The organism is Paenarthrobacter sp. NPDC058040, from assembly GCF_042885775.1.
Lineage (GTDB): Bacteria > Actinomycetota > Actinomycetes > Actinomycetales > Micrococcaceae > Arthrobacter.
The window spans coordinates 164651-187171 of record NZ_JBHVRN010000003.1 but is presented as its reverse complement, the minus strand read 5'-3'; the positions used below and the strand labels follow the sequence as shown (position 1 = coordinate 187171).

At 64.9% G+C, this 22521-nt stretch carries 16 protein-coding genes; 11 read left to right on the top strand and 5 right to left on the bottom strand.

Going from position 1 to position 22521, the window contains the following annotated elements; translation table 11 throughout:
- The first annotated feature begins 101 nt into the window (after positions 1 to 101).
- Positions 102 to 1466, top strand: a complete 1365-nt coding sequence (glmM, locus tag ACFVSJ_RS05410; protein WP_387435018.1) for a phosphoglucosamine mutase — start codon at positions 102 to 104, stop codon at positions 1464 to 1466.
- 75 nt (positions 1467 to 1541) lie between these two features.
- Here glmM and ACFVSJ_RS05405 read toward each other — a convergent pair whose 3' ends face one another.
- A complete protein-coding gene (locus ACFVSJ_RS05405; RefSeq protein ID WP_387435213.1) occupies positions 1542 to 2327 on the bottom strand; it encodes a D-alanyl-D-alanine carboxypeptidase family protein in 786 nt (261 codons plus the stop codon).
- A gap of 79 nt (positions 2328 to 2406) precedes the next feature.
- Complete coding sequence (gene coaA / locus ACFVSJ_RS05400) at positions 2407 to 3378, bottom strand: type I pantothenate kinase (RefSeq protein WP_387435017.1); 972 nt, start codon at positions 3376 to 3378, stop codon at positions 2407 to 2409.
- 139 nt (positions 3379 to 3517) lie between these two features.
- Here coaA and glmS point away from each other — a divergent pair, with 139 nt between their 5' ends.
- The 8 genes from glmS (at position 3518) to ACFVSJ_RS05360 (ending at position 16215) form a co-directional block, all read left to right on the top strand.
- A complete protein-coding gene (glmS, locus tag ACFVSJ_RS05395; RefSeq protein WP_387435015.1) occupies positions 3518 to 5401 on the top strand; it encodes a glutamine--fructose-6-phosphate transaminase (isomerizing) in 1884 nt (627 codons plus the stop codon).
- 4 nt (positions 5402 to 5405) lie between these two features.
- Positions 5406 to 5753, top strand: coding sequence for a holo-ACP synthase (locus ACFVSJ_RS05390; protein WP_387435014.1), 348 nt, complete (start codon positions 5406 to 5408; stop codon positions 5751 to 5753).
- 18 nt (positions 5754 to 5771) lie between these two features.
- Entirely contained in the window at positions 5772 to 7349 is a 1578-nt protein-coding gene (locus ACFVSJ_RS05385) for an NAD(P)H-hydrate epimerase (RefSeq protein ID WP_387435013.1), read from the top strand.
- A gap of 70 nt (positions 7350 to 7419) precedes the next feature.
- Positions 7420 to 9705: a glycogen debranching protein GlgX gene (gene glgX, locus ACFVSJ_RS05380; protein WP_387435011.1), complete on the top strand. Its 2286-nt coding sequence runs from the start codon at positions 7420 to 7422 to the stop codon at positions 9703 to 9705.
- Positions 9702 to 12014, top strand: coding sequence for a malto-oligosyltrehalose synthase (gene treY, locus ACFVSJ_RS05375; protein ID WP_387435010.1), 2313 nt, complete (start codon positions 9702 to 9704; stop codon positions 12012 to 12014). The genes glgX and treY overlap by 4 nt, the downstream gene beginning before the upstream one ends.
- 62 nt (positions 12015 to 12076) lie before the next feature.
- On the top strand, positions 12077 to 13840 hold the full coding sequence (gene treZ, locus ACFVSJ_RS05370) for a malto-oligosyltrehalose trehalohydrolase (protein ID WP_387435008.1): 1764 nt from the start codon (positions 12077 to 12079) through the stop codon (positions 13838 to 13840).
- A gap of 83 nt (positions 13841 to 13923) precedes the next feature.
- Complete coding sequence (gene mgrA / locus ACFVSJ_RS05365; RefSeq protein WP_387435007.1) at positions 13924 to 14961, top strand: L-glyceraldehyde 3-phosphate reductase; 1038 nt, start codon at positions 13924 to 13926, stop codon at positions 14959 to 14961.
- A 168-nt stretch (positions 14962 to 15129) separates the two neighbouring features.
- Entirely contained in the window at positions 15130 to 16215 is a 1086-nt protein-coding gene (locus tag ACFVSJ_RS05360; protein WP_387435006.1) for an inositol-3-phosphate synthase, read from the top strand.
- A gap of 162 nt (positions 16216 to 16377) precedes the next feature.
- Here the strand turns inward: ACFVSJ_RS05360 and ACFVSJ_RS05355 are convergent, their stop codons facing one another.
- Both ACFVSJ_RS05355 and mshA read right to left on the bottom strand, forming a co-directional pair.
- Positions 16378 to 18066 carry a formate--tetrahydrofolate ligase gene (locus ACFVSJ_RS05355; RefSeq protein WP_387435005.1) on the bottom strand — a complete coding sequence of 563 codons (1689 nt, stop codon included), beginning with the start codon at positions 18064 to 18066 and terminating at the stop codon, positions 16378 to 16380.
- A gap of 71 nt (positions 18067 to 18137) precedes the next feature.
- Positions 18138 to 19382, bottom strand: a complete 1245-nt coding sequence (gene mshA / locus ACFVSJ_RS05350) for a D-inositol-3-phosphate glycosyltransferase (RefSeq protein WP_387435004.1) — start codon at positions 19380 to 19382, stop codon at positions 18138 to 18140.
- 82 nt (positions 19383 to 19464) lie between these two features.
- On the opposite strand from mshA, the gene ACFVSJ_RS05345 reads away from it, so the two are divergent.
- Complete coding sequence (locus tag ACFVSJ_RS05345) at positions 19465 to 19983, top strand: GNAT family N-acetyltransferase (protein ID WP_387435003.1); 519 nt, start codon at positions 19465 to 19467, stop codon at positions 19981 to 19983.
- Here ACFVSJ_RS05345 and ACFVSJ_RS05340 read toward each other — a convergent pair.
- Positions 19980 to 21365: a 6-phospho-beta-glucosidase gene (locus tag ACFVSJ_RS05340; RefSeq protein ID WP_387435002.1), complete on the bottom strand. Its 1386-nt coding sequence runs from the start codon at positions 21363 to 21365 to the stop codon at positions 19980 to 19982. The genes ACFVSJ_RS05345 and ACFVSJ_RS05340 overlap by 4 nt on opposite strands.
- Positions 21366 to 21411: 46 nt before the next feature.
- Here ACFVSJ_RS05340 and ACFVSJ_RS05335 point away from each other — a divergent pair, with 46 nt between their 5' ends.
- Positions 21412 to 22506, top strand: coding sequence for a carbohydrate kinase family protein (locus ACFVSJ_RS05335; RefSeq protein ID WP_387435001.1), 1095 nt, complete (start codon positions 21412 to 21414; stop codon positions 22504 to 22506).
- The last annotated feature ends 15 nt before the right edge of the window (positions 22507 to 22521 follow it).

Here is a 22521-nt window from a genome sequence, read left to right as displayed (position 1 = left end):
CCACTCAGGTGGGGCGGGCTTTCGCCGTTAAGCACCCGGTTGTGACGCTCCGGAACGCGCCCTGGCCGGGCGGTGTGCCGTCGTCGTCTAAACTTGACCCGATGTCTAGATTATTTGGAACAGATGGCGTGCGCGGTCTCGCGAACGGATTACTCACCGCCGAGCTGGCTATGCAGCTTGCCCAGGCCGCCGCCGTCGTACTTGGCCATGACCGCACAACCGACGGCAAACGGCCCCGAGCCGTCGTCGCACGGGACCCGAGGGCCAGCGGCGAATTCCTCGCCGCCGCCGTCGAAGCAGGGCTCTCCAGCTCCGGCGTGGATGTCTATGACGCCGGCGTGCTGCCCACCCCTGCTGCGGCGTACCTCGTGGCCGACCTCGACGCCGATTTCGGCGTCATGCTCTCGGCCTCGCACAACCCCGCCCCGGACAACGGCATTAAGTTCTTCGCCCGCGGCGGCCAGAAGCTGCCGGACGACGTCGAGGACGCCATCGAGGCGCAGCTCGGCCAAGAGCCGCAGCGCCCGGTGGGCGGCGACGTGGGACGCATCCAGCGCTTCTCGGACGCGGAGGACCGCTACATCGTCCACTTGCTGGGCACCATTCCCAAGCGTCTTGAGGGGCTGAAGGTTGTCCTGGACTGCGCCCATGGTGCTGCGAGCGGCTGCTCGCCCCAGGTATTCAAGGACGCCGGTGCGGATGTTGTTGTCATCGGCGCGGAACCGGACGGCCTCAATATCAACGACGGCGTCGGCTCCACGCACTTGGGCCCGCTGAAGGAAGCCGTAGTCAAGCACGGCGCGGACCTCGGGATCGCCCACGATGGCGACGCCGACCGCTGCCTCGCCGTTGACCACGAAGGCAACGAAGTCGATGGCGACCAGATCATGGCGATCCTGGCCCTTGCCCTGAACAAGGCAGGCAAGCTTAAGGACAACGTCCTGGTGGCAACCGTCATGAGCAACCTCGGACTCAAGCTCGCGCTCCGCGACGCCGGAATCACCATCCGCGAAACCGCTGTTGGGGACCGCTACGTGCTGGAAGAAATGCGCGACGGCGGTTACAACCTGGGTGGCGAACAGTCCGGGCATGTGATCTTCTCCGATTACGCCACCACCGGCGATGGCGTGCTCACCGGCCTGCAGCTGGCAGCCCAGGTAGCTCTCACCGGCCGCAGCCTGCAGGAGCTGGCCACGGCGATGACCAAGCTTCCGCAGCTTATGATCAACGTCAAGGGTGTGGACAAGGCCCGCGCGGCCACCGACGAAGGCGTGGCTGCTGCCGTGGCCGCGGCGGAAGAGGAACTCGGCGAAACCGGCCGAGTCCTGCTGCGCCCGTCCGGCACGGAAGCCCTGGTCCGCGTCATGGTCGAAGCTGCCGACATGGAGACCGCCGAGCGTATCTGCAAGGGTCTCGCAGCCGTCGTCAAGGAACGGCTCAGCGTTACCAGCGATATCGCTGTCTGATACTCCGCTTACGCAAGAGGCGGCCTGCTCCGGAAGGAAGCAGGCCGCCTTTTGGGTGCGGTCGGAAAGCCGCGGCTACGCCAGGTAGTCCTGTGCCGCTTCCAGCCCGAAGTACTCTTCGAGGGTTGCAATGCCTTTGGCCGCCATCGCGGTGGCTGCTTCCACCCCAATGTAGCGAAGGTGCCAGGACTCGTAGAAGTAGCCCGTGATCTCATGGAACATCCATGGGTAGCGCACTACGAAGCCATACTTGTGTGCGTTGGCCTTGGCCCAGACTGCTGCCGGCTGATCGGCGAAGCACGGCTGGAAGCTGCAGGCTCCTCCTCCGTCCGCAATGTCGAAGGACCAGCCGGTCTGGTGTTCGGAGTAGCCCGGGCGGGCCGAGGCCCGGTCCGCGGCTGCCTGCCCGCTGCTGGCAACGTATCCGTTGTACGTGGTGATCTGCGTGGAGTAGGAACGGTAGCCCGAAGCCAACGCCATGACGACGCCTCCGGAGGCCGCCGCGCCGAACATCGATTCCGCGGCAGCCGCCGTCGTGCTGTTGAGGAGGGTCGCTTCGCCGCTGACGGCGAGGCGGATCTTCGGCTGGACCAGGTCTGCCGGGACGTAGTTCTGCGGGTTGAGCGGCCGGTGCTTGTTGACCACCACCCATGGGCTGGTGGGGTCCGTGAGGGAAAACTGCGTGGTCGCGGTGCTCGACGGCGATGGGCTGGCTTGCGCGCTGGTGGCGGCTGCCGCCGGGGTCACGCTGGGCGTCGGGCCGGGACTGGTACTCGACGGGCTTGGCGAACCCGTCGGAGCTTCCGCTACGGCAGGGGAGGGGGCCGCGTTGTCAGGGGTACAGGCAGTCAGGGCGAACATGCCGGCCCCCGCGGTGAGGAGGCCCGCGAAGGCGCGGCGGCTGGGCTGTGGGCTGATCGGCTGTGGGCTGGTCAAGGGCTCAGACCTTCCGCAGGAGCATGCGCCGGATCGAGTGGTCCGCGTCCTTGGTCAGGACCAGTTGCGCCCTTCCACGGGTCGGCAGCACGTTCTCTTCGAGGTTGGGCTCGTTGATGCGCTTCCAGATGCCGCGGGCAGTGGACTCGGCGTCGTCGTCGGAGAGCGTGGCGTAACGGTGGAAGTAGGACTCCGGTTGGGCGAAGGCCGTGGAGCGAAGCTTGCGGAACCTGTCCACGTACCATTCCTCGATGTAGGAGGTCTTGGCATCGACGTAGATGGAGAAGTCGAAGAAGTCGCTCAGGGCCAGGCCCTGCTTGCCGTCGATGCGGGGCCTTGCAGGGGCCAGCACGTTGAGGCCCTCCACGATCAGCACGTCGGGCCGGCGGACCACTACTTCCTTCCCCGGGACGATGTCATAGGTCACGTGGGAGTACCACGGCGCCCGGACTTCCTCCGCTCCGCCCTTGACCTCCGACACAAAACGCAACAGCGCGCGGCGGTCGTAGGACTCGGGGAAACCCTTGCGTTCCAAGAGGTGGCGGCGCTTGAGCTCGGCCAAGGGATAGAGGAATCCGTCCGTGGTGATGAGCTCGACGTTCGGGGTTCCTGGCCAGCGGCGCAGCATTTCGCGAAGCACGCGGGCAATGGTGGACTTGCCCACGGCCACGGATCCGGCCACGCCGATCACGAAGGGGGTGCGCTGGGTCTGCTCTCCGAGGAACGTGGTGGTTGCGGCGTGGAGTTGATGGGAGGCCTCGACGTAGAGGTGCAAAAGCCGGGAAAGCGGGAGGTAAACCTCCCGGACTTCCTTCATGTCCAGGGGATCGCCCAGGCCGCGGAGACGGAAAATGTCCTCTTCATTAAGGGGCTGCTCCATCTGGGCCGCGAGCCGGGACCAGGTGTGTCGATCGAGCTCAACAAAGGGAGAAGCGCCGTCGCCGTTTGCTTCGGTGCGTTGCAAAGTCACGCTCACGATTCTGCCCTTCACGAGGCGGAACAGGAAATGCGCGACGACGGCAAAGTGAATTGTCCGTGATGCGGGTCTCATGAGCAAGATCCGGAGGGAGGATGTCCCACATCAGTTGTTTGACTGAGCCGGTAGGCTTGGACCCATGTGTGGAATCGTAGGCTATGTTGGCAATTCGTCTCGTAAGGCAGCTGGACACAGCGCCCTTGACGTCGTTGTGGAGGGGCTGCGTCGTCTTGAGTACCGCGGCTACGACTCCGCCGGCGTCGCAGTAGTGGCTGACGGGACCATCTCGTCCCGGAAGAAGTCCGGAAAGCTGAGCAATCTGGTCAGCGAACTTGAAGCAAACCCGGTCCCTGAGTCCCTGACCGGCATTGGCCACACCCGCTGGGCCACCCACGGTGGACCCACCGATGGCAACGCCCACCCGCACCTCTCCGACGGCGGCCGGCTCGCGTTGATCCACAACGGCATCATCGAGAACTTCGCCGAGCTCAAGCAGGAGCTGCTCGCCAAGGGTGTCACCTTCGAGTCCGAAACCGATACCGAAGTTGCTGCCGCCCTCCTGGGCGACATCTTCCGCAACCAGCTCAACGGCGACGCCGGCAACCTCACCGAGGCCATGCGCCTGGCCTGCCAGCGCCTCGAAGGAGCCTTCACGCTCCTGGCCGTCCACGCCGACCAGCCCGACGTCGTCGTGGCCGCCCGCCGCAACTCTCCGCTGGTTGTGGGCCTCGGCGAAGGCGAAAACTTCCTCGGTTCCGATGTCTCCGGCTTCATTGACTACACGCGCCGTGCCGTGGAGCTGGGCCAGGACCAGATCGTCACCATCACTGCCGAGTCCGTTGAGATTACCGACTTCTTCGGCGCTCCCGCTGAAGGCAAGGAATACCACGTTGACTGGGATCCGGCTTCTGCCGAAAAGGGTGGCTTCAGCTCCTTCATGGAGAAGGAAATCCACGACCAGCCTGACGCCGTGGGCCAGACCCTCCTGGGCCGCTCGGACCTCAACGGCAAGCTGACGCTGGACGAGCTCCGGATCGATCCCGAGCTGCTCAAGCAGGTCAACAAGATCATCGTCCTGGCTTGCGGCACCGCAGCCTACGCCGGCCTGGTGGCCAAGTACGCCATCGAGAACTGGTGCCGCATCCCCACCGAGGTGGAGCTCGCCCACGAGTTCCGCTACCGTGATCCGATCGTGGACGCCAACACCCTGGTGGTCTCCATCAGCCAGTCCGGCGAGACCATGGACACCCTCATGGCCGTCCGCTACGCCCGCGAACAGGGCGCCAAGACGATCTCCATCTGCAACACCAACGGCTCCACCATCCCGCGTGAATCCGACGCCGTGCTCTACACGCACGCCGGCCCGGAAATCGCCGTTGCTTCCACCAAGGCATTCCTGGCGCAGATCACCGCCGCCTACCTGCTTGGCCTGTACCTGGCCCAGCTGCGCGGCAACATCTTCAGCGGCCAGATCAAGGATGTCCTGGCGGACCTCGGCAAGATTCCCGCCAAGATCCAGCACATCCTGGACACCGCCGGTCCCTTGCGTGAGCTCGCCCGCAGCATGAAGGACGAGAAGTCCGTGCTGTTCCTGGGCCGTCACGTTGGTTTCCCGGTGGCCCTTGAAGGAGCCTTGAAGCTCAAGGAAATTGCCTACATCCACGCTGAGGGCTTCGCCGCCGGCGAGCTCAAGCACGGTCCCATCGCCCTGATCGACGATGGCCAGCCTGTTTTCGTGGTGGTTCCGTCCCCGCGTGGCCGCGACTCCCTGCACTCCAAGGTGGTCAGCAACATCCAGGAAGTCCGCGCACGTGGTGCCCGCACCCTGGTGATCGCCGAAGAGGGCGACGAGTCGGTCAAGGACTACGCAGAGCACGTGTTCTACGTCCCGGAGACGCCCACGCTGCTCATGCCGCTGCTCACCACGGTTCCGCTGCAGATCTTCGCTGCCGAGCTTGCCGGAGCGAAGGGCTACGACGTGGACCAGCCTCGTAACCTCGCCAAGAGCGTCACCGTAGAATAACCGCATGATTGTTGGCATTGGCGTAGACGTCGTAGACATCGAGCGGTTCGGACGGCAGTTGGAACGGACACCCGGGCTAAAAGAACGGCTGTTTGTTCCGGCTGAACGGGAACTCAACACCCGCTCCCTCGCTGCCCGTTTCGCGGCGAAGGAAGCCGTGGCCAAGGTTCTCGGCGCTCCGGCCGGCATGAACTGGCAGGACTGCTGGATCGGCCTTGATGAGAACGGTCCAACCGTCCAGGTCAAGGGCACGGTTCTTGCGGTGGCCGAAGGCAAGGGCGTCAAGCGCTGGCACCTGTCCATCAGCCACGACGGCGGCATCGCCACGGCGACTGTCCTCGCCGAAGGCTAGAACGGACACAAGAGAATAATGATCAGCGCCTTCACCGGACAACAGATCAGGGATGCGGAAAAACCGTTCCTGGATGCCGGTGGGGGCGCTGTTCTCATGCAACGGGCCGCTTATGGCCTGGCGCAGCAAGTGGTCCGCGAGGTGCGGAAACGCCGCAAGCTGGCCGGAGCCAGCGTCACTGTCCTCGTTGGAAAGGGCAACAACGGCGGCGATGGCCTCTTCGCAGCGGCCATGCTGGGCCGGCGTGGAATGCGTACGACGGCGGTACTCGCCTCCGAGGGGGCACACACCGACGGTTTGGTTGCCTTTCAGGCAGCAGGTGGCCGGGTTCTCCGTCTGAACCGGGACAATGCCGAGGAACTGGCCGTTGCCTGCGCGGGGAGCGACGTGATTATCGACGCCTTGCTGGGCACGGGAGCCCGTGGTGGCTTGCGGGATGCCTCAGCGGAGCTGGTGGCCCTGCTCCAGGAACTGAGACCAGCCTGCGTGGTTGCCTGCGACGTTCCCAGCGGTCTGGATGCCAACACCGGCGAAGTCCATTGGCCCGTGCTCGATGCCGATGTCACCGTCACCTTCGGGGCCTCCAAAGCGGGGCTCATGGTGGATCCCGGCGAAGGCTGCGCGGGTCGCGTGGTGATTGTCGCGATCGGGATCGAGGACTCCCTGCAAAGCCTGCCTCCCGAAGTGCGCCGCCTGACCGTTGCGGACTTGGGTTTTTTGCTGCCGAGGCCGCAGAGGCGTTCGCAGAAGTACTCGCGCGGCGTGCTCGGCGTCGTGGCCGGCTCAGCGCGCTACGTGGGAGCAGCCGCTCTGTGCGTCCACGCCGCAGCGGTATCCGGCGTCGGAATGGTCCGGTACCTCGGACCCGAAGCCGCCGCCCGGCACGTCCTGACCCGGACGCCCGAGGCCCTCTGGGAATCCGACGAGCCAGGCCGGGTCCAAGCCTGGCTCGTGGGGCCCGGCGTGGACGGTGCGGAACAACAGGACCGTGTGCGAGGGGCCATGCAAGCGGCACTCGATTCCAGCCTGCCGGTGATCGTCGACGCCGGCGCGCTCAGCCATTTACCGGACCGGTGCCCACCGAGCTGGATACTGACACCGCATGCCGGGGAGCTGGCCACGCTGCTGGGCTCGCTGCCTTCCGCCGGCGAGGTCGCCGTCACCCGCGACGACGTCGAATCGCGCCCGCTGCACTTTGTACGGCAGGCTGCCGGACTCACCGGTGCCACAGTCCTGCTGAAGGGTGCCACCACACTGGTGGCATCGCCGTCGGGCGTTGTTTTCAGCCAGTCGGAGGGCACGCCGTGGATGTCGACGGCGGGAAGCGGGGACGTGCTGGCCGGTGTTTTGGGCGCCTTGGTGGCCCAGACCGCTCAGACGTTGACGGACGACGACGGCGCTTACGCCCTCATGGGACTGAAGCCGGACGACCGCTGGGCTGCCGTTGCGGCCGTGGCAGCGAGCGTCCATGGCCGCGCAGGCTCCGCAGCTTCACGGGATTTCGAATCAGGACCCCTTACTGCCTCGGCGATCATGGCAGCGGTACCCCGCGTCATAGGTTCGCTGAACGCGGAATGCGACCGGACCGGAACGTAAGGTTACTGTCCGTGTCATAGGTCATGAGTAGGCTTGCAGCAGTTGTTCGCATCACCCAAGAGGAGAACGCATGGAAGTCTGGCCTGGATCGGCTTATCCGCTCGGTGCCACCTTTGACGGTACCGGTACCAACTTTGCGCTGTTCAGCGAAAAAGCAGACAAAGTAGAACTATGCCTCTTCGACGACGACGGCGCGGAAGTCCGCGTCGAGCTCAAGGAAGTGGACGGCTACGTCTGGCACTGCTACCTTCCCCAGGTGCAGCCGGGACAGAAGTATGGCTACCGGGTACACGGACCCTACGACCCCGACTCCGGTCAACGCTTCAACGCCAACAAACTCTTGTTGGACCCTTACGCGAAGGCGATCCACCGGCAGATCGACTGGGACCCCTCGCTCTTCGCCTACAACCTCGGGGACCCGGACTCCCGCAATGACGAGGATTCAGCGCCGCACATGATGCTTGGCGTCGTCATCAACCCGTTCTTCGATTGGGACGGCGACAAGCTGCTGCGGGTTCCGTACCACAAGTCCGTCATCTACGAAGCCCACGTCAAAGGCCTCACGCAGCTGCACCCGGAGGTTCCCGAAGAGCAGCGCGGTACCTATGCCGGCGTCGCGCATCCCGCGGTGATCTCCCACCTGCAGAAGCTGGGCATCACGGCGATCGAGCTCATGCCCGTGCACCAGTTCGTCAACGATGGCATTCTCCAGGACAAGGGCCTCAACAACTACTGGGGCTACAACACCATCGGCTTCTTCGCCCCGCACAACAGCTACAGCTCCAAGGGCGATACCGGCCAGCAGGTGCAGGACTTCAAGGCCATGGTCCGCTCACTCCACCGTGCCGGCATCGAAGTGATCCTGGACGTCGTCTACAACCACACGGCAGAAGGCAACCACCTGGGTCCCACGCTGTCCTTCAAGGGCATCGACAACTCTGCCTACTACCGCTTGGTGGAGGACGACCAGAAGTACTACATGGACTACACCGGCACGGGCAACTCCCTGAACGTCCGCAGTCCGCACTCGCTGCAACTGCTCATGGACTCCCTCCGGTACTGGGTCACCGAGATGCACGTGGACGGCTTCCGCTTCGATCTCGCCTCCACCCTGGCCCGCGAGTTCTACGACGTGGACAAGCTCTCGAGCTTCTTCGAACTCATCCAGCAGGATCCCGTGGTGTCGCAGGTGAAACTGATCGCCGAGCCGTGGGACGTTGGTCCCGGCGGATACCAGGTGGGCAACTTCCCACCGCAGTGGACGGAGTGGAACGGAAAGTACCGGGACACGGTCCGCGACTTCTGGCGCGGCGAGCCCTCCACCTTGGGCGAATTCGCTTCGCGGCTTACCGGATCCGCTGACCTCTACGAGCATTCCGGCCGTCGTCCGGTGGCATCCATCAACTTCGTCACAGCACACGACGGCTTCACGCTCGCGGACCTGGTCTCCTACAACGAGAAGCACAACGAGGCCAACGGCGAAGGCAACAACGACGGCGAATCCCACAACCGTTCGTGGAACTGTGGAGTGGAAGGCCCTACGGACGATCCCACGGTCCTGGGACTGCGCGCCCGCCAGCAGCGCAACTTCATCGCCTCGCTGTTCCTCTCACAGGGCGTCCCCATGCTCCTGCACGGTGACGAACTCGGCCGGACCCAGCAAGGCAACAACAACGGGTACTGCCAGGACTCCGAAATCACGTGGATCAATTGGGAGAACGTCGATCAGCCATTGATCGAGTTCACGGCGGCTGTCTGTGCCCTCCGCGCCAAGCACCCCAGCCTGCGCCGCAGCCGTTTCTTCGACGGACGCCCGGCAGTTCGTGGCGAGGGTGAGCGCCTGCCGGACATTGTCTGGCTGGACGCCGACGCCAGCACCATGACACCGGAGGACTGGGACACGGCCCTTGGCCGTTCCGTCGGCGTGTTCCTCAACGGGGACGGCATCCGAGGCCGGGACCACCAGGGCCGCCGGATCACGGACGTGAACTTCCTGCTCTACTTCAACGCAGACCAGGAGGAAGTGGGCTTCCGGATTCCCTCGGACGAGTACGCCCCTGCCTGGGACGTCATGATCGATACCGGTGGTGAGGGTGCAGACGCCGACGTGGTGAAGGCGGACCAGATCCTGATGGTCGCAGGGAAGTCGCTGGTGGTGCTCCGTGCCCACACCGCTCCCGAAATAGAACCGGACCACTCCGTGGCGGCCTCCTTGGCTGCCCTGACCCAGACCAGCACTCCGGAAACCGCCTCGATGACGGCCCCGGCGGTGACGTCGCTGCCGTTGGACTACAAGGAGGACTCTGCCCACACCGGCGACGCCGGCGCTGCCGACGCCGGGAAGGATAAGGCGTGAAAAGCCCTGTCTCCACCTACCGGCTCCAGATCCGCCCCGGCTTCACGCTGCAGGATGCTGCCGCACTGACGGAATACCTCCAGAAGCTCGGCGTCGATTGGGTCTACGTTTCTCCGATCCTCACGGCAGAAGAAGGCTCGGACCACGGCTATGACGTGACCGATCCTTCAACCGTGGACCCGGCCCGTGGGGGAGAGGAAGGCCTGGCTGCCCTGTCCAAGGCTGCCCGGGAGCAGGGACTAGGGGTCTTGGCGGACATTGTTCCCAACCATATGGGTGTTGCCACCCCGGGGCAGAATGCCTGGTGGTGGCAACTCCTCAAGGAGGGGCGCTCTTCGAAGTACGCCGAGGCTTTCGACGTCGACTGGGACTTTGGCGGCGGGAAGATCCGCATCCCCGTGCTGGGCAGCGACGAGGACGTTGACCAGCTGACTCTTCACGACGGCGAACTGCACTACTACGATCACCGCTTCCCGTTGGCCGAGGGCACGTACAGCGAGGGGGACAGTCCCCGGGACGTCCACGCCCGCCAGCACTACCAGCTGGTGGGATGGCGGCGGGCGGACGCCGAGCTGAACTACCGGCGCTTCTTCGCCGTGAACACCTTGGCCGGGGTCCGCGTCGAGATCCCGTGGGTGTTCGATGAGGCCCACCAGGAGATTGTGCGTTGGTTCCGCGAAGGCCTGGTGGACGGCCTCCGGATTGACCATCCCGACGGTTTGGCCGACCCCGAGGGATACCTGGCCCGGCTGCGCGAAGCGACAGGTGGCGCGTACTTGCTGGTGGAGAAGATCCTCGAGCCGGGAGAGAAGCTACCCGGCACTTTCGAGTGTGAGGGCACCACAGGCTATGACGCGCTCGCCGACGTCGATCGGTTGTTCGTGGATCCTGCGGCGGAGCCTTTCCTGAACGATCTTGACGCGCGGCTTCGCGGTGAACCGGAAGCTGCCGATTACCAGGCCATGATCCACGGCACCAAGCGCCGGATTGCCGATGGCATCCTCCGCTCGGAAATTCTCCGGCTGTCCCGCCTGGTGCCGGAGTCCGGAGCGCTGCCTCGCCCGGAGGTGGCGGACGCACTGGCTGAGGTCATCTGCTGGTTCCCCATCTACCGGACGTACCTTCCCTACGGCCAGGAGGTCCTGGAAGAAGCGGTCCGGAAGGCAGCGGAACACCGGCCGGAACTGGCCGGGGTGTTGGAAGCACTCCAACCGCTGCTCGCGGATACCACCGGGGAATTGGCCCGCCGATTCCAGCAGACCTCCGGCATGGTCATGGCCAAGGGCGTGGAGGATACGGCGTTCTTCAGATACACGCGCCTGGGCACACTGACCGAGGTGGGAGCGGACCCCACCGAGTTCGCGATCTCCACGGAGACGTTCCACCACCGCATGGGTCGCCGCCAGGCAGAGCTGCCGCTGTCCATGACCACCCTGAGCACCCATGACACCAAACGCAGCGAGGATGCACGTGCCCGCATCTCCGTCATTTCGGAGTCGGTGCCCGAGTGGGAGTTGTTCCTGGGTACGGTGCAGGAACGCGTGCATATCCCGGACGGTCCGCTGGCGGCACTCATCTGGCAGGCGATCGCGGGGGCCTGGCCCGCGGATCGCAGCCGCCTCCAGTCCTACGCCCTCAAGGCAGCACGCGAGGCCGGCAACTCCACCAACTGGACCGATCCGGACCTTGAGTTCGAGCGCCACCTGGCTGCCGCCGTCGACGCCGTCTTTGACGACCCCGAAGTCGAAGCCGCGCTGGACAACTTCGTGGCCGAGTTGGAACCCTACGGCACCTCGAACTCGCTGTCTGCCAAGCTCGTCCAGCTGACCATGCCCGGCGTCCCGGATGTCTACCAAGGCACGGAGTACCGTGACGGATCGCTGACCGACCCGGACAACCGGCGCCCCGTGGACTTCGAGGCCCGAATGACCGCACTGGCGGACCTGGATGCGGGTGCCCGGCCTGAATACACGGAGGAAGAAGCCAAGCTGCTGGTGGTCTCCAGGGCCTTGCGCCTTCGCCGCGACAGGGCCGAGCTGTTCGACGGCTACCACGCCGTTGAGGCAAGCGGTCAGGCCGCGGACCACGTGGTTGCTTTCCACCGCGGCGGGAACGGTCGTGGCGCGTTGACCGTTGCCACAAGGCTGCCGAAGCGGCTGGCGGGGGATGGCGGCTGGCGGGACACGGTTCTTGAGCTGGCTGGGGAGTACCGCGACGAATTGACCGGAGCCACCTACCCGGCAGGCCAGTTGAGTCTTGGCACCCTGCTGGCGCAGTACCCCGTGGCCCTGTTGGTCCCCGTCGACTGAAATTTCCCGACTGAAATCCTGACAACACAGACAACGCACGCTTTACGAGCACAGGGAGCATGATGCTGGAGCACGCTGGAAAAGGTCTTTTCGATGTCTGGGCGCCGAACGCCGGTTCGGTGACATTGCTCGCGGATGGCCGAGAGCACCCGATGGAGCAAAACCACGACGGCGGTGCGCGGGGTTGGTGGCGCGCCCCGGCTGACGTCGTGGCCCACAATAACGTGGCCTACGGCTATTTGGTGGATGGCGAGGGTCCCTTCCCGGATCCGCGTTCGCGACGTCAGCCGGACGGTGTCCATGGCTTGTCCGCAGCGTTTGACGCCTCCGCCCATGAATGGAACGACGCTGAGTGGAAGGGGCGGAGCCTCAAGGGCGCCCTCATCTACGAGTTGCATCTGGGCACGTTCACGCCCGAGGGGACGCTGGAAGCTGCAGCCGGGAAGCTGGACTACCTGGTGGAGCTTGGCGTGGACTTCGTCGAACTGCTGCCGGTGAACGCCTTCAACGGGGTCCACAACTGGGGGTACGACGGCGTCCTGTGGTACGCGGTCCACGAAGCCTACGGTGGGGCGGCTGCCTATCAGCGGTTTGTTGACGCAGCCCACCAGGCTGGCCTGGGCGTGATCCAGGACGTGGTGTACAACCACCTCGGACCCAGCGGAAACTACTTGCCGAAGTTCGGACCATACCTCAAATCGGGGGAGGGAAACACGTGGGGTGACTCGGTGAACCTTGACGGGCAGGACTCGGACGAGGTCCGTCGCTACATCCTGGAAAACGCAGCCATGTGGCTCCGCGATTACCACGTGGACGGACTCCGCCTGGATGCGGTGCACGCCCTTCGCGATGAGCGTGCCGTGCACATCCTGGAGGACTTCGGCGCCTTGGGAGACGCGATCGAAGGCGAGACCGGAATCCCGCGGACCCTCATCGCCGAGTCGGACCTGAACAACCCGCGGCTCATCTATCCCCGCAAGGACAACGGCTACGGCCTGGAGGGGCAGTGGAGCGACGACTTCCACCACGCACTCCATGTGAACCTCAGCGGAGAAACGACCGGCTATTACGGAGATTTTGACTCCCTCGCTGTCCTTGCCAAGGTCCTGGAGCACGGCTTCCTGCATGACGGCAGCTACTCCAGCTTCCGAGGACGCCATCATGGGCGGCCCATCCGCCATGACTTGGCGCACCCCTCGGCCTTGGTGGTCTGCCTGCAGAACCATGACCAGATAGGCAACCGGGCCATTGGCGACCGGCTCACGGCAACGCTGTCCGATGGAAAGTTGGCCATTGGCGCGGTTCTGACCATGACCTCGCCCTTCACTCCAATGCTCTTCATGGGCGAGGAATTCGCGGCGTCCACCCCGTGGCAGTTCTTCACCTCCCACCCGGAGCCGGAACTGGGCAAGGCCACGGCTGAAGGCAGGATCAAGGAATTCGAACGCATGGGCTGGGACCCCGCGGTGGTTCCCGATCCCCAGGATCCGGAGACCTTCCTCCGTTCGAAGCTGAAATGGGAAGAGGCCGGCCACGGCAGGCATGCACGGTTGTTGGAGCTGTATCGGGATTTAGCACAGCTGCGCCGCAAAACCCCGGAACTCGTGGACGGGGGATTCGCCGAAACGTCGGTGGAGTACGACGACGATGAGCGTTGGCTCCAACTCTCCCGTGGCAGCGTCCGGGTGGTCTGCAACTTTGGCAGCGAGGATCTGGCAACGCCGTTGGAAGGGTCCTTGCTTCTGGCTACCGACACTGCAGCAGCCCTGGCTGAAGGTGAGCTGACCCTCCCGGGTGAGAGCGCCGCCGTCGTACGCGTCATCTGAAAGCCGCGCAGCCCAACACGTGACGGCGCCCACATGGCGGACGGCGCCGTCACGGTTGGTGGGGCGGTGGCAGGATGGTGCGTATGACTTATTCGGCTGCGGAAAACCGCTACGAAAACATGCCCTACCGCCGCGTCGGACGCAGCGGTCTTAAACTTCCCGCCATCTCGTTGGGCCTTTGGCACAACTTCGGCGACGACAAAAGGTTCGACGAACAGCGCGCCATCCTGCGCCGGGCGTTCGACCTGGGCGTCAACCACTTCGACCTCGCCAACAACTACGGGCCGCCGGACGGCTCTGCGGAGACGAACTTCGGCCGTCATTTGAAGGACGACTTCAAGCCGTACCGCGATGAACTCGTCATCTCCACCAAGGCGGGCTATTACATGTGGCCTGGTCCCTACGGAGAGTGGGGCTCCCGCAAGTACCTCATCTCCAGCCTGGATCAGTCCCTGCAGCGCATGGGCCTGGAGTACGTGGACATCTTCTACAGCCACCGTCCGGACCCCGAGACGCCGCTCGAGGAAACCATGGGTGCCTTGGACTACGCCGTCAGGTCCGGCAAGGCTCTGTATGCCGGTATCTCCTCCTACACGCCCGAGCAGACCCTCGAGGCTGCCCGGATCCTGAAGGAGCTCGGCACGCCCCTGCTCATCCACCAGCCCAGCTACTCCATGCTGAACCGCTGGACGGAAGACGGCACGCCCAACCTGTACGAAGCGCTGGACCAGGTGGGTGCGGGCTCCATTGCCTTCTCGCCGTTGGCCCAGGGGATGCTGACCAACCGTTACCTCAATGGTGTCCCGGCTGATTCGCGTGCGGCCAAGGAACGCTTCCTGTCCGAGGCATCCCTGACCGAGGACCGCTTGGACCGGGTCCGTGGCCTCAATGCCATCGCCGAAGGCCGCGGCCAGACGCTGGCCCAGATGGCCATCGCCTGGATCCTGCGGGAGCAGCCGAAGGGATCGCCTGTCACCTCCGCACTGGTGGGCGCCTCCAGCGTCGCGCAGCTCGAAGACACCCTGGGCGCCCTCCACAACCTCGCATTCACTGACGATGAGCTCACCGCGATCGACGAATTCGCCGTGGAATCGGACATCAACCGCTGGGCACAAAAATAGCCTGAAGCAACTGACATATTTACAGAGGGGCCTGCCGGGAATAACGGCGGCCCCTCTGCTGTTGGCTACAATGCAAAAGTGTGCGCCGACTGGCGCCGTGCCAATCAGCCGCTTTCCGGGCTCGACCGGACCAGCGCGTGGCACCTGAGGTTTCCCCAAAGGAGTTCCGTGTCTTCACATCCGATTCGTGTTGCCATTGTCGGTGTAGGTAACTGCGCCGCGTCGTTGGTCCAAGGTGTTGAGTACTACCGTGACGCTGACCCCAAGGCCACGATTCCGGGTCTGATGCACGTCGAGTTCGGCCAGTACCACGTCAATGACGTCCAGTTCGTAGCTGCTTTCGACGTCGACAGCAAGAAGGTGGGACTGGACCTCGCGGATGCCATCGGTGCCAGCGAAAACAACACCATCAAGATCGCCGACGTTCCGGCCACCGGTGTGAAGGTCCAGCGCGGCCACACCCTCGACGGCTTGGGCCGCTACTACCGCGAGACCATCGTTGAGGCACCCGAGGACGCAGTCGACATCGTTGCCGCCTTGCGCGAAGCCAAGGCCGACGTCATGGTGTGCTACCTGCCCGTCGGTTCGGACCAGGCCGCCAAGTTCTACGCCCAGTGCGCCATCGACGCCGGCGTTGCTTTCGTGAATGCCCTCCCCGTCTTCATTGCCGGCACCAAGGAATGGGCTGACAAGTTCACCGAAGCCGGTATCCCGATTGTCGGCGACGATATCAAGAGCCAGATCGGTGCCACCATCACGCACCGCGTCATGGCCAAACTCTTCGAAGACCGCGGCGTCACGCTGGACCGCACCTACCAGCTGAACGTTGGCGGCAACATGGACTTCAAGAACATGCTTGAGCGCGACCGCCTGGAGTCCAAGAAGATCTCCAAGACGCAGGCTGTCACGTCCAACGTCGAAGCCGAACTGCACGCCGACGACGTCCACATCGGCCCGTCGGACTACGTTGCCTGGCTGGACGACCGCAAGTGGGCCTTCGTCCGCCTCGAGGGCCGCAACTTCGGCGACGCCCCCGTGTCCCTCGAGTACAAGCTTGAGGTCTGGGACTCCCCGAACTCTGCCGGCGTGATCATCGATGCCATCCGCGCCGCTAAGATCGGCCTGGACCGCGGCATCGGCGGCCCGCTGCTCTCCGCCTCGAGCTACTTCATGAAGTCCCCGCCGGAGCAGTTCAACGACGACATCGCCCGCGAGAAGGTTGAAGCCTTCATCCGCGGCGACATCGAGCGCTAAACCTTCAGCCGGATATTCCGGATTAACAACGAATGGCCTTCCCGCGCAAACGGGAGGGCCATTCGCCGTTTCGGACCCTCTCCCACATAAACGCCCCTTCCAGCCGACGCTCTCTCATCCGGTGAGAGCGTCGGTTGGAAGGGGCACTTTGGTGAGAGAGGGTCAGTGGAGGCCGGTGGGGTTGCCGGAAGCGTCCACGTCCATGCGCATCGCCGCGGGCTCCTTGGGCAGTCCGGGCATGGTCATCACGGCACCGGTCAACGCGACAATGAAGCCGGCTCCGGTCTTGGGAATCAGCTCCCGGACGTGCACGCGGAAGCCCTTGGGCGCTCCCAGTTGGGAAGCGTCGTCGGTGAATGAGTACTGGGTCTTGGCCATGCAGACGGGGAGTCCGCCCCAGCCGTTCTTCTCGATGTCTGCCAGCCGTTTGAGCGCCGGCACGGAGAACTCGACGCCGTCGGCACCGTAGATCTCCTGTGCGATGGTCCGGATCTTGTCTTCCACGGACATCTCCAGCGGGTACAGGTGGTGGAAATGCGACGGTGTGTCCAGTGCCGCTGCCACCTTCGCCGCGAGTTCGTCCCCGCCGTCGCCTCCGCCGCCGCGGCCCCACACGTCGGCGACGGCGGCTTGCACGCCTTCCGCCGCGCACCAGGCAAGCAGCCAGTCGAGCTCTTCGGGCGTGTCCGTGGCGAACTTGTTGATGGACACCACCGGCGAGATCCCGAACTTGGCCACATTGCCCACATGCCGTTTGAGGTTCTCGACGCCTGCGGCCAACGCCTCCACGTTCGGGACGGCCAGTTCCTCCTTGGGCACCCCGCCTTGCATCTTCAGCGCGCGGATGGTCGCCACAACCACGACGGCGGAAGGGGCCACGTCCGCGATTCGGGACTTGATGTCCATGTACTTCTCGGCGCCGAGGTCCGCTCCGAAGCCTGCCTCCGTGACCACGACGTCCGCCAACTGCTGGGCCGTGCGCGTGGCGATGAGTGAGTTGCAGCCGTGGGCGATGTTGGCGAACGGCCCGCCGTGGACCAAGGCAGGGGTTCCCGCGATGGTCTGCACCAGGTTCGGCTTGATGGCGTCCTTCAGCAGGAGGGTCAAGGCGCCCTCCACGCCAAGGTCCGCGACGGTAACGGGCTTTCGTTCAAAGGTGTAGCCAAAGGTGATCCGGCCCAGCCTCGAGCGGAGGTCATCCAGGTCAGTGGCGAGGCAGAACACAGCCATGATTTCGGAGGCCACGGTGATGTCGAAGCCGTCCTGCCTGGGGACTCCCTGTGCCGGCCCGCCGAGGCCGATGACGACTTCGCGAAGGGCACGGTCGTTCATGTCCAGCACGCGTTTGAAGGTCATTCGGCGGGGGTCGATGCCGAGCTCGTTGCCTTGGAAGATGTGGTTGTCCACGAGTGCCATCAGGGCGTTGTTGGCGGAGGTGATGGCATGGAAGTCGCCGGTGAAATGGAGGTTGATGTCGTCCATCGGCAGTACCTGGGAATAACCGCCCCCGGTTGCACCGCCCTTCATGCCCAGGATGGGGCCGAGGGAAGGTTCACGGAGGGCGATCATCACTTTGTGCCCGGCCCGCGCGAGCGAGTCTGCCAAGCCCACGGTGGTGGTGGACTTGCCTTCACCGGCCGGGGTTGGTGACATTGCCGAGACGAGCACCACTTTCCCGGCAGGCCTTGTGGCGGGAAGGCTGAGGAGCGCCCGATTGATTTTGGCCTTGTAGGGCCCGTAGAGCTCGAGGGCATCCAGGTTGATGCCCGCATCCGCGGCGATTTCCTCAATGGGCCGGATCCGGGCCCGCTTGGCGATCTCCAGATCTGACAGGACGTTGTTTTCAGACATCGTTGTCCTTCGACTCGGTGCTTACGCTGTGCGCGACAATCTACCAGCCGGGACACCCGCACCAAGGGATGTCAGCGTCCGGGAACCAGCAGCCCCGCAACGGATTCGCGGTAGCTTTCCAAAGTGATGGCGGCGGTGCGTTGCCAACCGAAGGACTCGGCGTAGGTGGCCGCTGCCCGGCCCATGTCCTCCCGGGTCCGGAGATCGTCGTAGAGGTCTTCCAAGGCGTCGGCCCAATCGGAGGGATCGTGCCCGTCCACCAGGATCCCCGTCCGGCCGTCGGATATGGCACGGCTGAGCCCGCCAACATTGGTGGCCACCACCGGGGTACCGCACGCCTGTGCTTCCAAAGCCACCAGCCCGAAGGATTCACTGAAAGAGGGCATCACCACGACGTCCGCCGAGCGGAACCAGCCAGCCAACTCGGGCGCCACCACCGGCGGCCGGTGCGTGACGACGTCGTTCAATCCGGCTTCTTCGATGTAGTGCTGGAGATCGAAATCCTTCGCGCCGCTGAGCGAACCGAGAATGGTCAGTTCAAGGTCAATGTCCGGCCGCCGCTGGCGCAGCAATCCTGCGGCCTTGACGAACACCTGTGGCCCCTTGAGGCGTTGGATGCGGCCCGCGAAGACCAAGTGGAAACTGTCCGGCCGGACATCCCGGTCCTTCCGCGATTTGCGCCGGAAGGACGGCGTAAACACTCGAAGGTCCACTCCCGGGGGTGCGATGTCGATCCGGTCGAAATCGGCACCGTAGTGCGATACGAGTTCCTCGGCCTCGGCCGGCGTGTTCGCGATGAGGCGGCTGGCGCCGTCGACAATCCGCTGCTCACCGTCCTCGCGGCGCCGCGGTTCCGGGCGCTCGCCGGATTCGAGCACGAGGTTCTTGACCTTGGCCATGGTGTGCATGGTGTGGACCAGGGGAATGTCCCAAAGCAGCGAGAGTTCCAATCCTGCAACGCCGGATACCCAGTAATGGGAATGGATGGCGTCGTAGCGGCCGTGTGGTTGCTGCTGCCGGATCCGGTCGATCTCCGCCACCATCTGGTGCAGCAGCGCCGGCAGTTCTTCCTTGGGCAGCTTGCGTCGGGGCCCGGCCATGACGTTATGCACGCAGACGCCCGGCCCGGGATGTTCGACGGCGGGTTGGCCGGCTTTGGTGGACCGGGTGAAGATCTCCACCTCCACCCCGGACTCAGCCAACGCCATGGCCAATGCACGCACGTAGACGTTCATGCCGCCGGCATCCCCTGCCCCAGGCTGCTCCATGGGGGAGGTGTGCAACGACAGGAACGCGACCCGACGGATCAATGTCACGGCTGACTCCTGCCCTTCATCGCAAAACCGGCTTTCCCTGCAGAAAACACTACTCCTGCCCGAAACCCACAAGGCTGCTACCGTGTCCGCTGTGAGCCAAGAAAACACCTACGACATCCGCCCCGCAACAGCCCAGGACTGGCCGGGCATCTGGTCGGTCCTGGAACCCGTCATCCGCGAGGGCGAGACCTTCACGTGGGACAGGGACACCGACGAAGAAACCGCCCGCGCCAAATGGATGAAGGATGCTCCGGGCCAGACCTTCGTGGCTGCCCGGACGGAGGACGGCACCATCCTTGGCACAGGTGAATTCCACGCCAACCAAGCAGGCGGCGGCAACCACGTGGCGAACGCGGGCTACATGGTGGGAGCGCAGCACTCGGGCCAAGGCATTGCGCGGGCGCTGTGTGCCTACTCCTTGAAGGAAGCCAAGGCAGCCGGGTTCCGGTCAATGCAGTTCAACGCCGTGGTGGAAAGCAACGTCCGGGCCGTGTGGTTGTGGCAGTCCATGGGCTTCAAGATCCTCGCGACCGTCCCTGAGGCCTTCAACCACCCCGAGATTGGCTACGTGGGCCTGCACGTCATGTATCAAAAGCTCTAGCGGCCCACCCACAACCGCTTCAGCTCAGGGAAGCCTTCCTCATACCCTTCCAGCAACTGCCGGCCCAGCTCCTCCGAACCCACCAATGGATGGGCGGCGAACGCCTGGAGCGCCGCCTCCCGGTCGCCCTCCCGGACAGCCTGGATCGTCAATCGCTCCACCTCCTTGACGTGCCGCATCAAGGTGAGGAACTGCCCGCCGGGACGGTCCTGCGCAAGCGGCAACGCGCCGTCGGGCGTCACCTGGCAGGGAACCTCGACGACGGCGTCCGCCGGCAAACCGGGCACGGCAACGTCCGCTGGGGGAACCCCGGTGACGGGGGAGTTGGGCACGTTGAGGATCAGCTGCGTGGCTCCGCCGGATGAAGCACCGGACAGCGCCCGCATCACGGCCAAAGCAACCCGTTCGTAGCCACCTCCGGCCAGGTCCCACTCGTCCCTCTGTTCGCCCTCTTCGCGCGACTCGGCAAGGTAGCCCTCCTCGCGGGCCAGCCGGGCGGCGTCCCATTGGGCATAGGCGTCGGGCGACCCGGCCAAGGCAGGATAGAGGGCTGCTTGCTGGTGGTGGATGGACTCACCGCGAGTGCCGGCCTGCCGGCGGATGGCCTCCGTGGCGTGGTGGGTTTCGTAGTAGTAATACAGGTACTCGTTGGGGAGGCAACCGAGCAGTTCCAGCATGTGCTGCCCAAACAGCCGCCCCTCTTCCATCGAGGCCAGTGCGTCGTGGTTGGAGAGCAACCCCGGCAGCAGGTCCTTGCCTTCGGGGGCCAGCCGGTAGAGCCAACCCAGGTGGTTGAGACCGTAGTAGCCCACGCCGTCGAGCCTTCCCTCTGCCAGCGACGTTCCCGCAGCCGCAGCGGCCCGCTTAACCAACCCACCGGCCGAATCGCAGATGCCGATGACGCGCCGGCCAAGTACGGGGACCAATGCTTCGGTGACCATTCCGGCGGGGTTGGTGAAGTTGATGAGCCAGGCTTCGGGACAGTTCAGCCGCATGGCCTCGGCGAGCTCAAGCATCCGCGGAATCGACCGCAGCGCGTAGGAGATGCCGCCCGCCCCCGTGGTCTCCTGGCCCAGGACGCCCAGGTCCAAGGCCACGCGTTCGTCGATCATCCGTCCGGCCGTTCCGCCGGGACGGATCGCCGCGAACACCATCTGGGTTCCGGCCAGCGCCTGCGAAAGATCCGTGGAAACCACGACGGTGGGGCGGGAACCTTCCGGGACCGGCATGGCCCGAAGGACCGATTCGATGGCCCCCAGGCGGGACGGATCGACGTCGTACAGCACCAGCTCGTCCACCAGCCCCGCGAAGGGACCTGAACAGAGTGCACGGTACACAAGGGGAACCCGGAATCCGCCGCCGCCGGCGATCATGAGCCGCATGGTCCGAGTCTATGCAGCCCTGAAGGCGCAGCGTAGTCTGCCGTGCATGGATGCCATGCCCCAGCGTCGCTATGATCCCCTTGCCTCCGTGCGCTCCGACGGCGAGAACCAGTGCGATCTCCTGCTCACCGGAACGGTTTTCCAGGACATCATCTTTACCGGCCTTCCGCACGCACCCGAACCGGGCACGGAAGTGTGGAGCGAAGGCATGGGCAGCTGCCCCGGGGGAGTGGCCAACCAGGCGATCGCGGCGGCCCGCCTCGGACTGCGGACCAACCTTGCCGCAACCTTTGGCGACGATGGCTACGGGGACTACAACTGGCAGATCCTGGAAACCCAGGAACACGTGGACCTTTCCTTGTCCCGCCGCGTTCCTGGCTGGCATTCGCCGGTGACGGTCTCCATGTGCGTCAACCAGGACCGGTCGATGGTGACCCACGGGCATCCTGCTCCGGTGAACGCCTCCGACCTCATTGGACTGCCGCCCAAGGCGCTCGCGGCCGTCGCCGACCTTGGCGAGGAACTGGAACCGTGGATGCTAGCCGCCAAGACGGCCGGGACAAAGCTCTTCGGAGTGGTGGGCTGGGACCCCAGCGGCGAGTGGTCGCAGCGCAGGCTGGAGCAGCTGGAGCACTACCACGCTTTCCTGCCCAATGCCCCCGAAGCCATGGCCTTCACCGGGAAAGCAGACCCGTGGGCAGCCCTCTATTCCTTGGCCGACAGGGTGCCCGTGGCCGTGGTGACGCTCGGACCGCAGGGTGCCATGGCCGTGGATTCGGAGACCGGCGAGGAGGAGTGGGTGCCGTCGTTGCCGGTTTCCGCGTCCGATCCCACGGGCGCCGGGGACTGCTTCGGCGCTGCGTTCATTGTGGGCAGCCTCGCGGGCTGGAAGCTGGGGGACCGCCTGCGCTTCGCCAACCTCTGTGCGTCCTTGGCCGTGCAGCAGGTGGGCGGTTCCCTGGCAGCGCCTGGTTGGGGCGACATCGCCGATTGGTGGCAGCGCGCGAACGCAAGGAAGGAACGCCAGTCGAGCCAATGGCTGCGGCGGTTCGCTTTCCTGGAACCGATCGTCAAGGATATTCCGGCCGAGGCACAGCGCCGGGCCAGGGCAACCATCGCGCACTTGTCCGACGCGCAGTAGGGCCTCGCCGCAGTT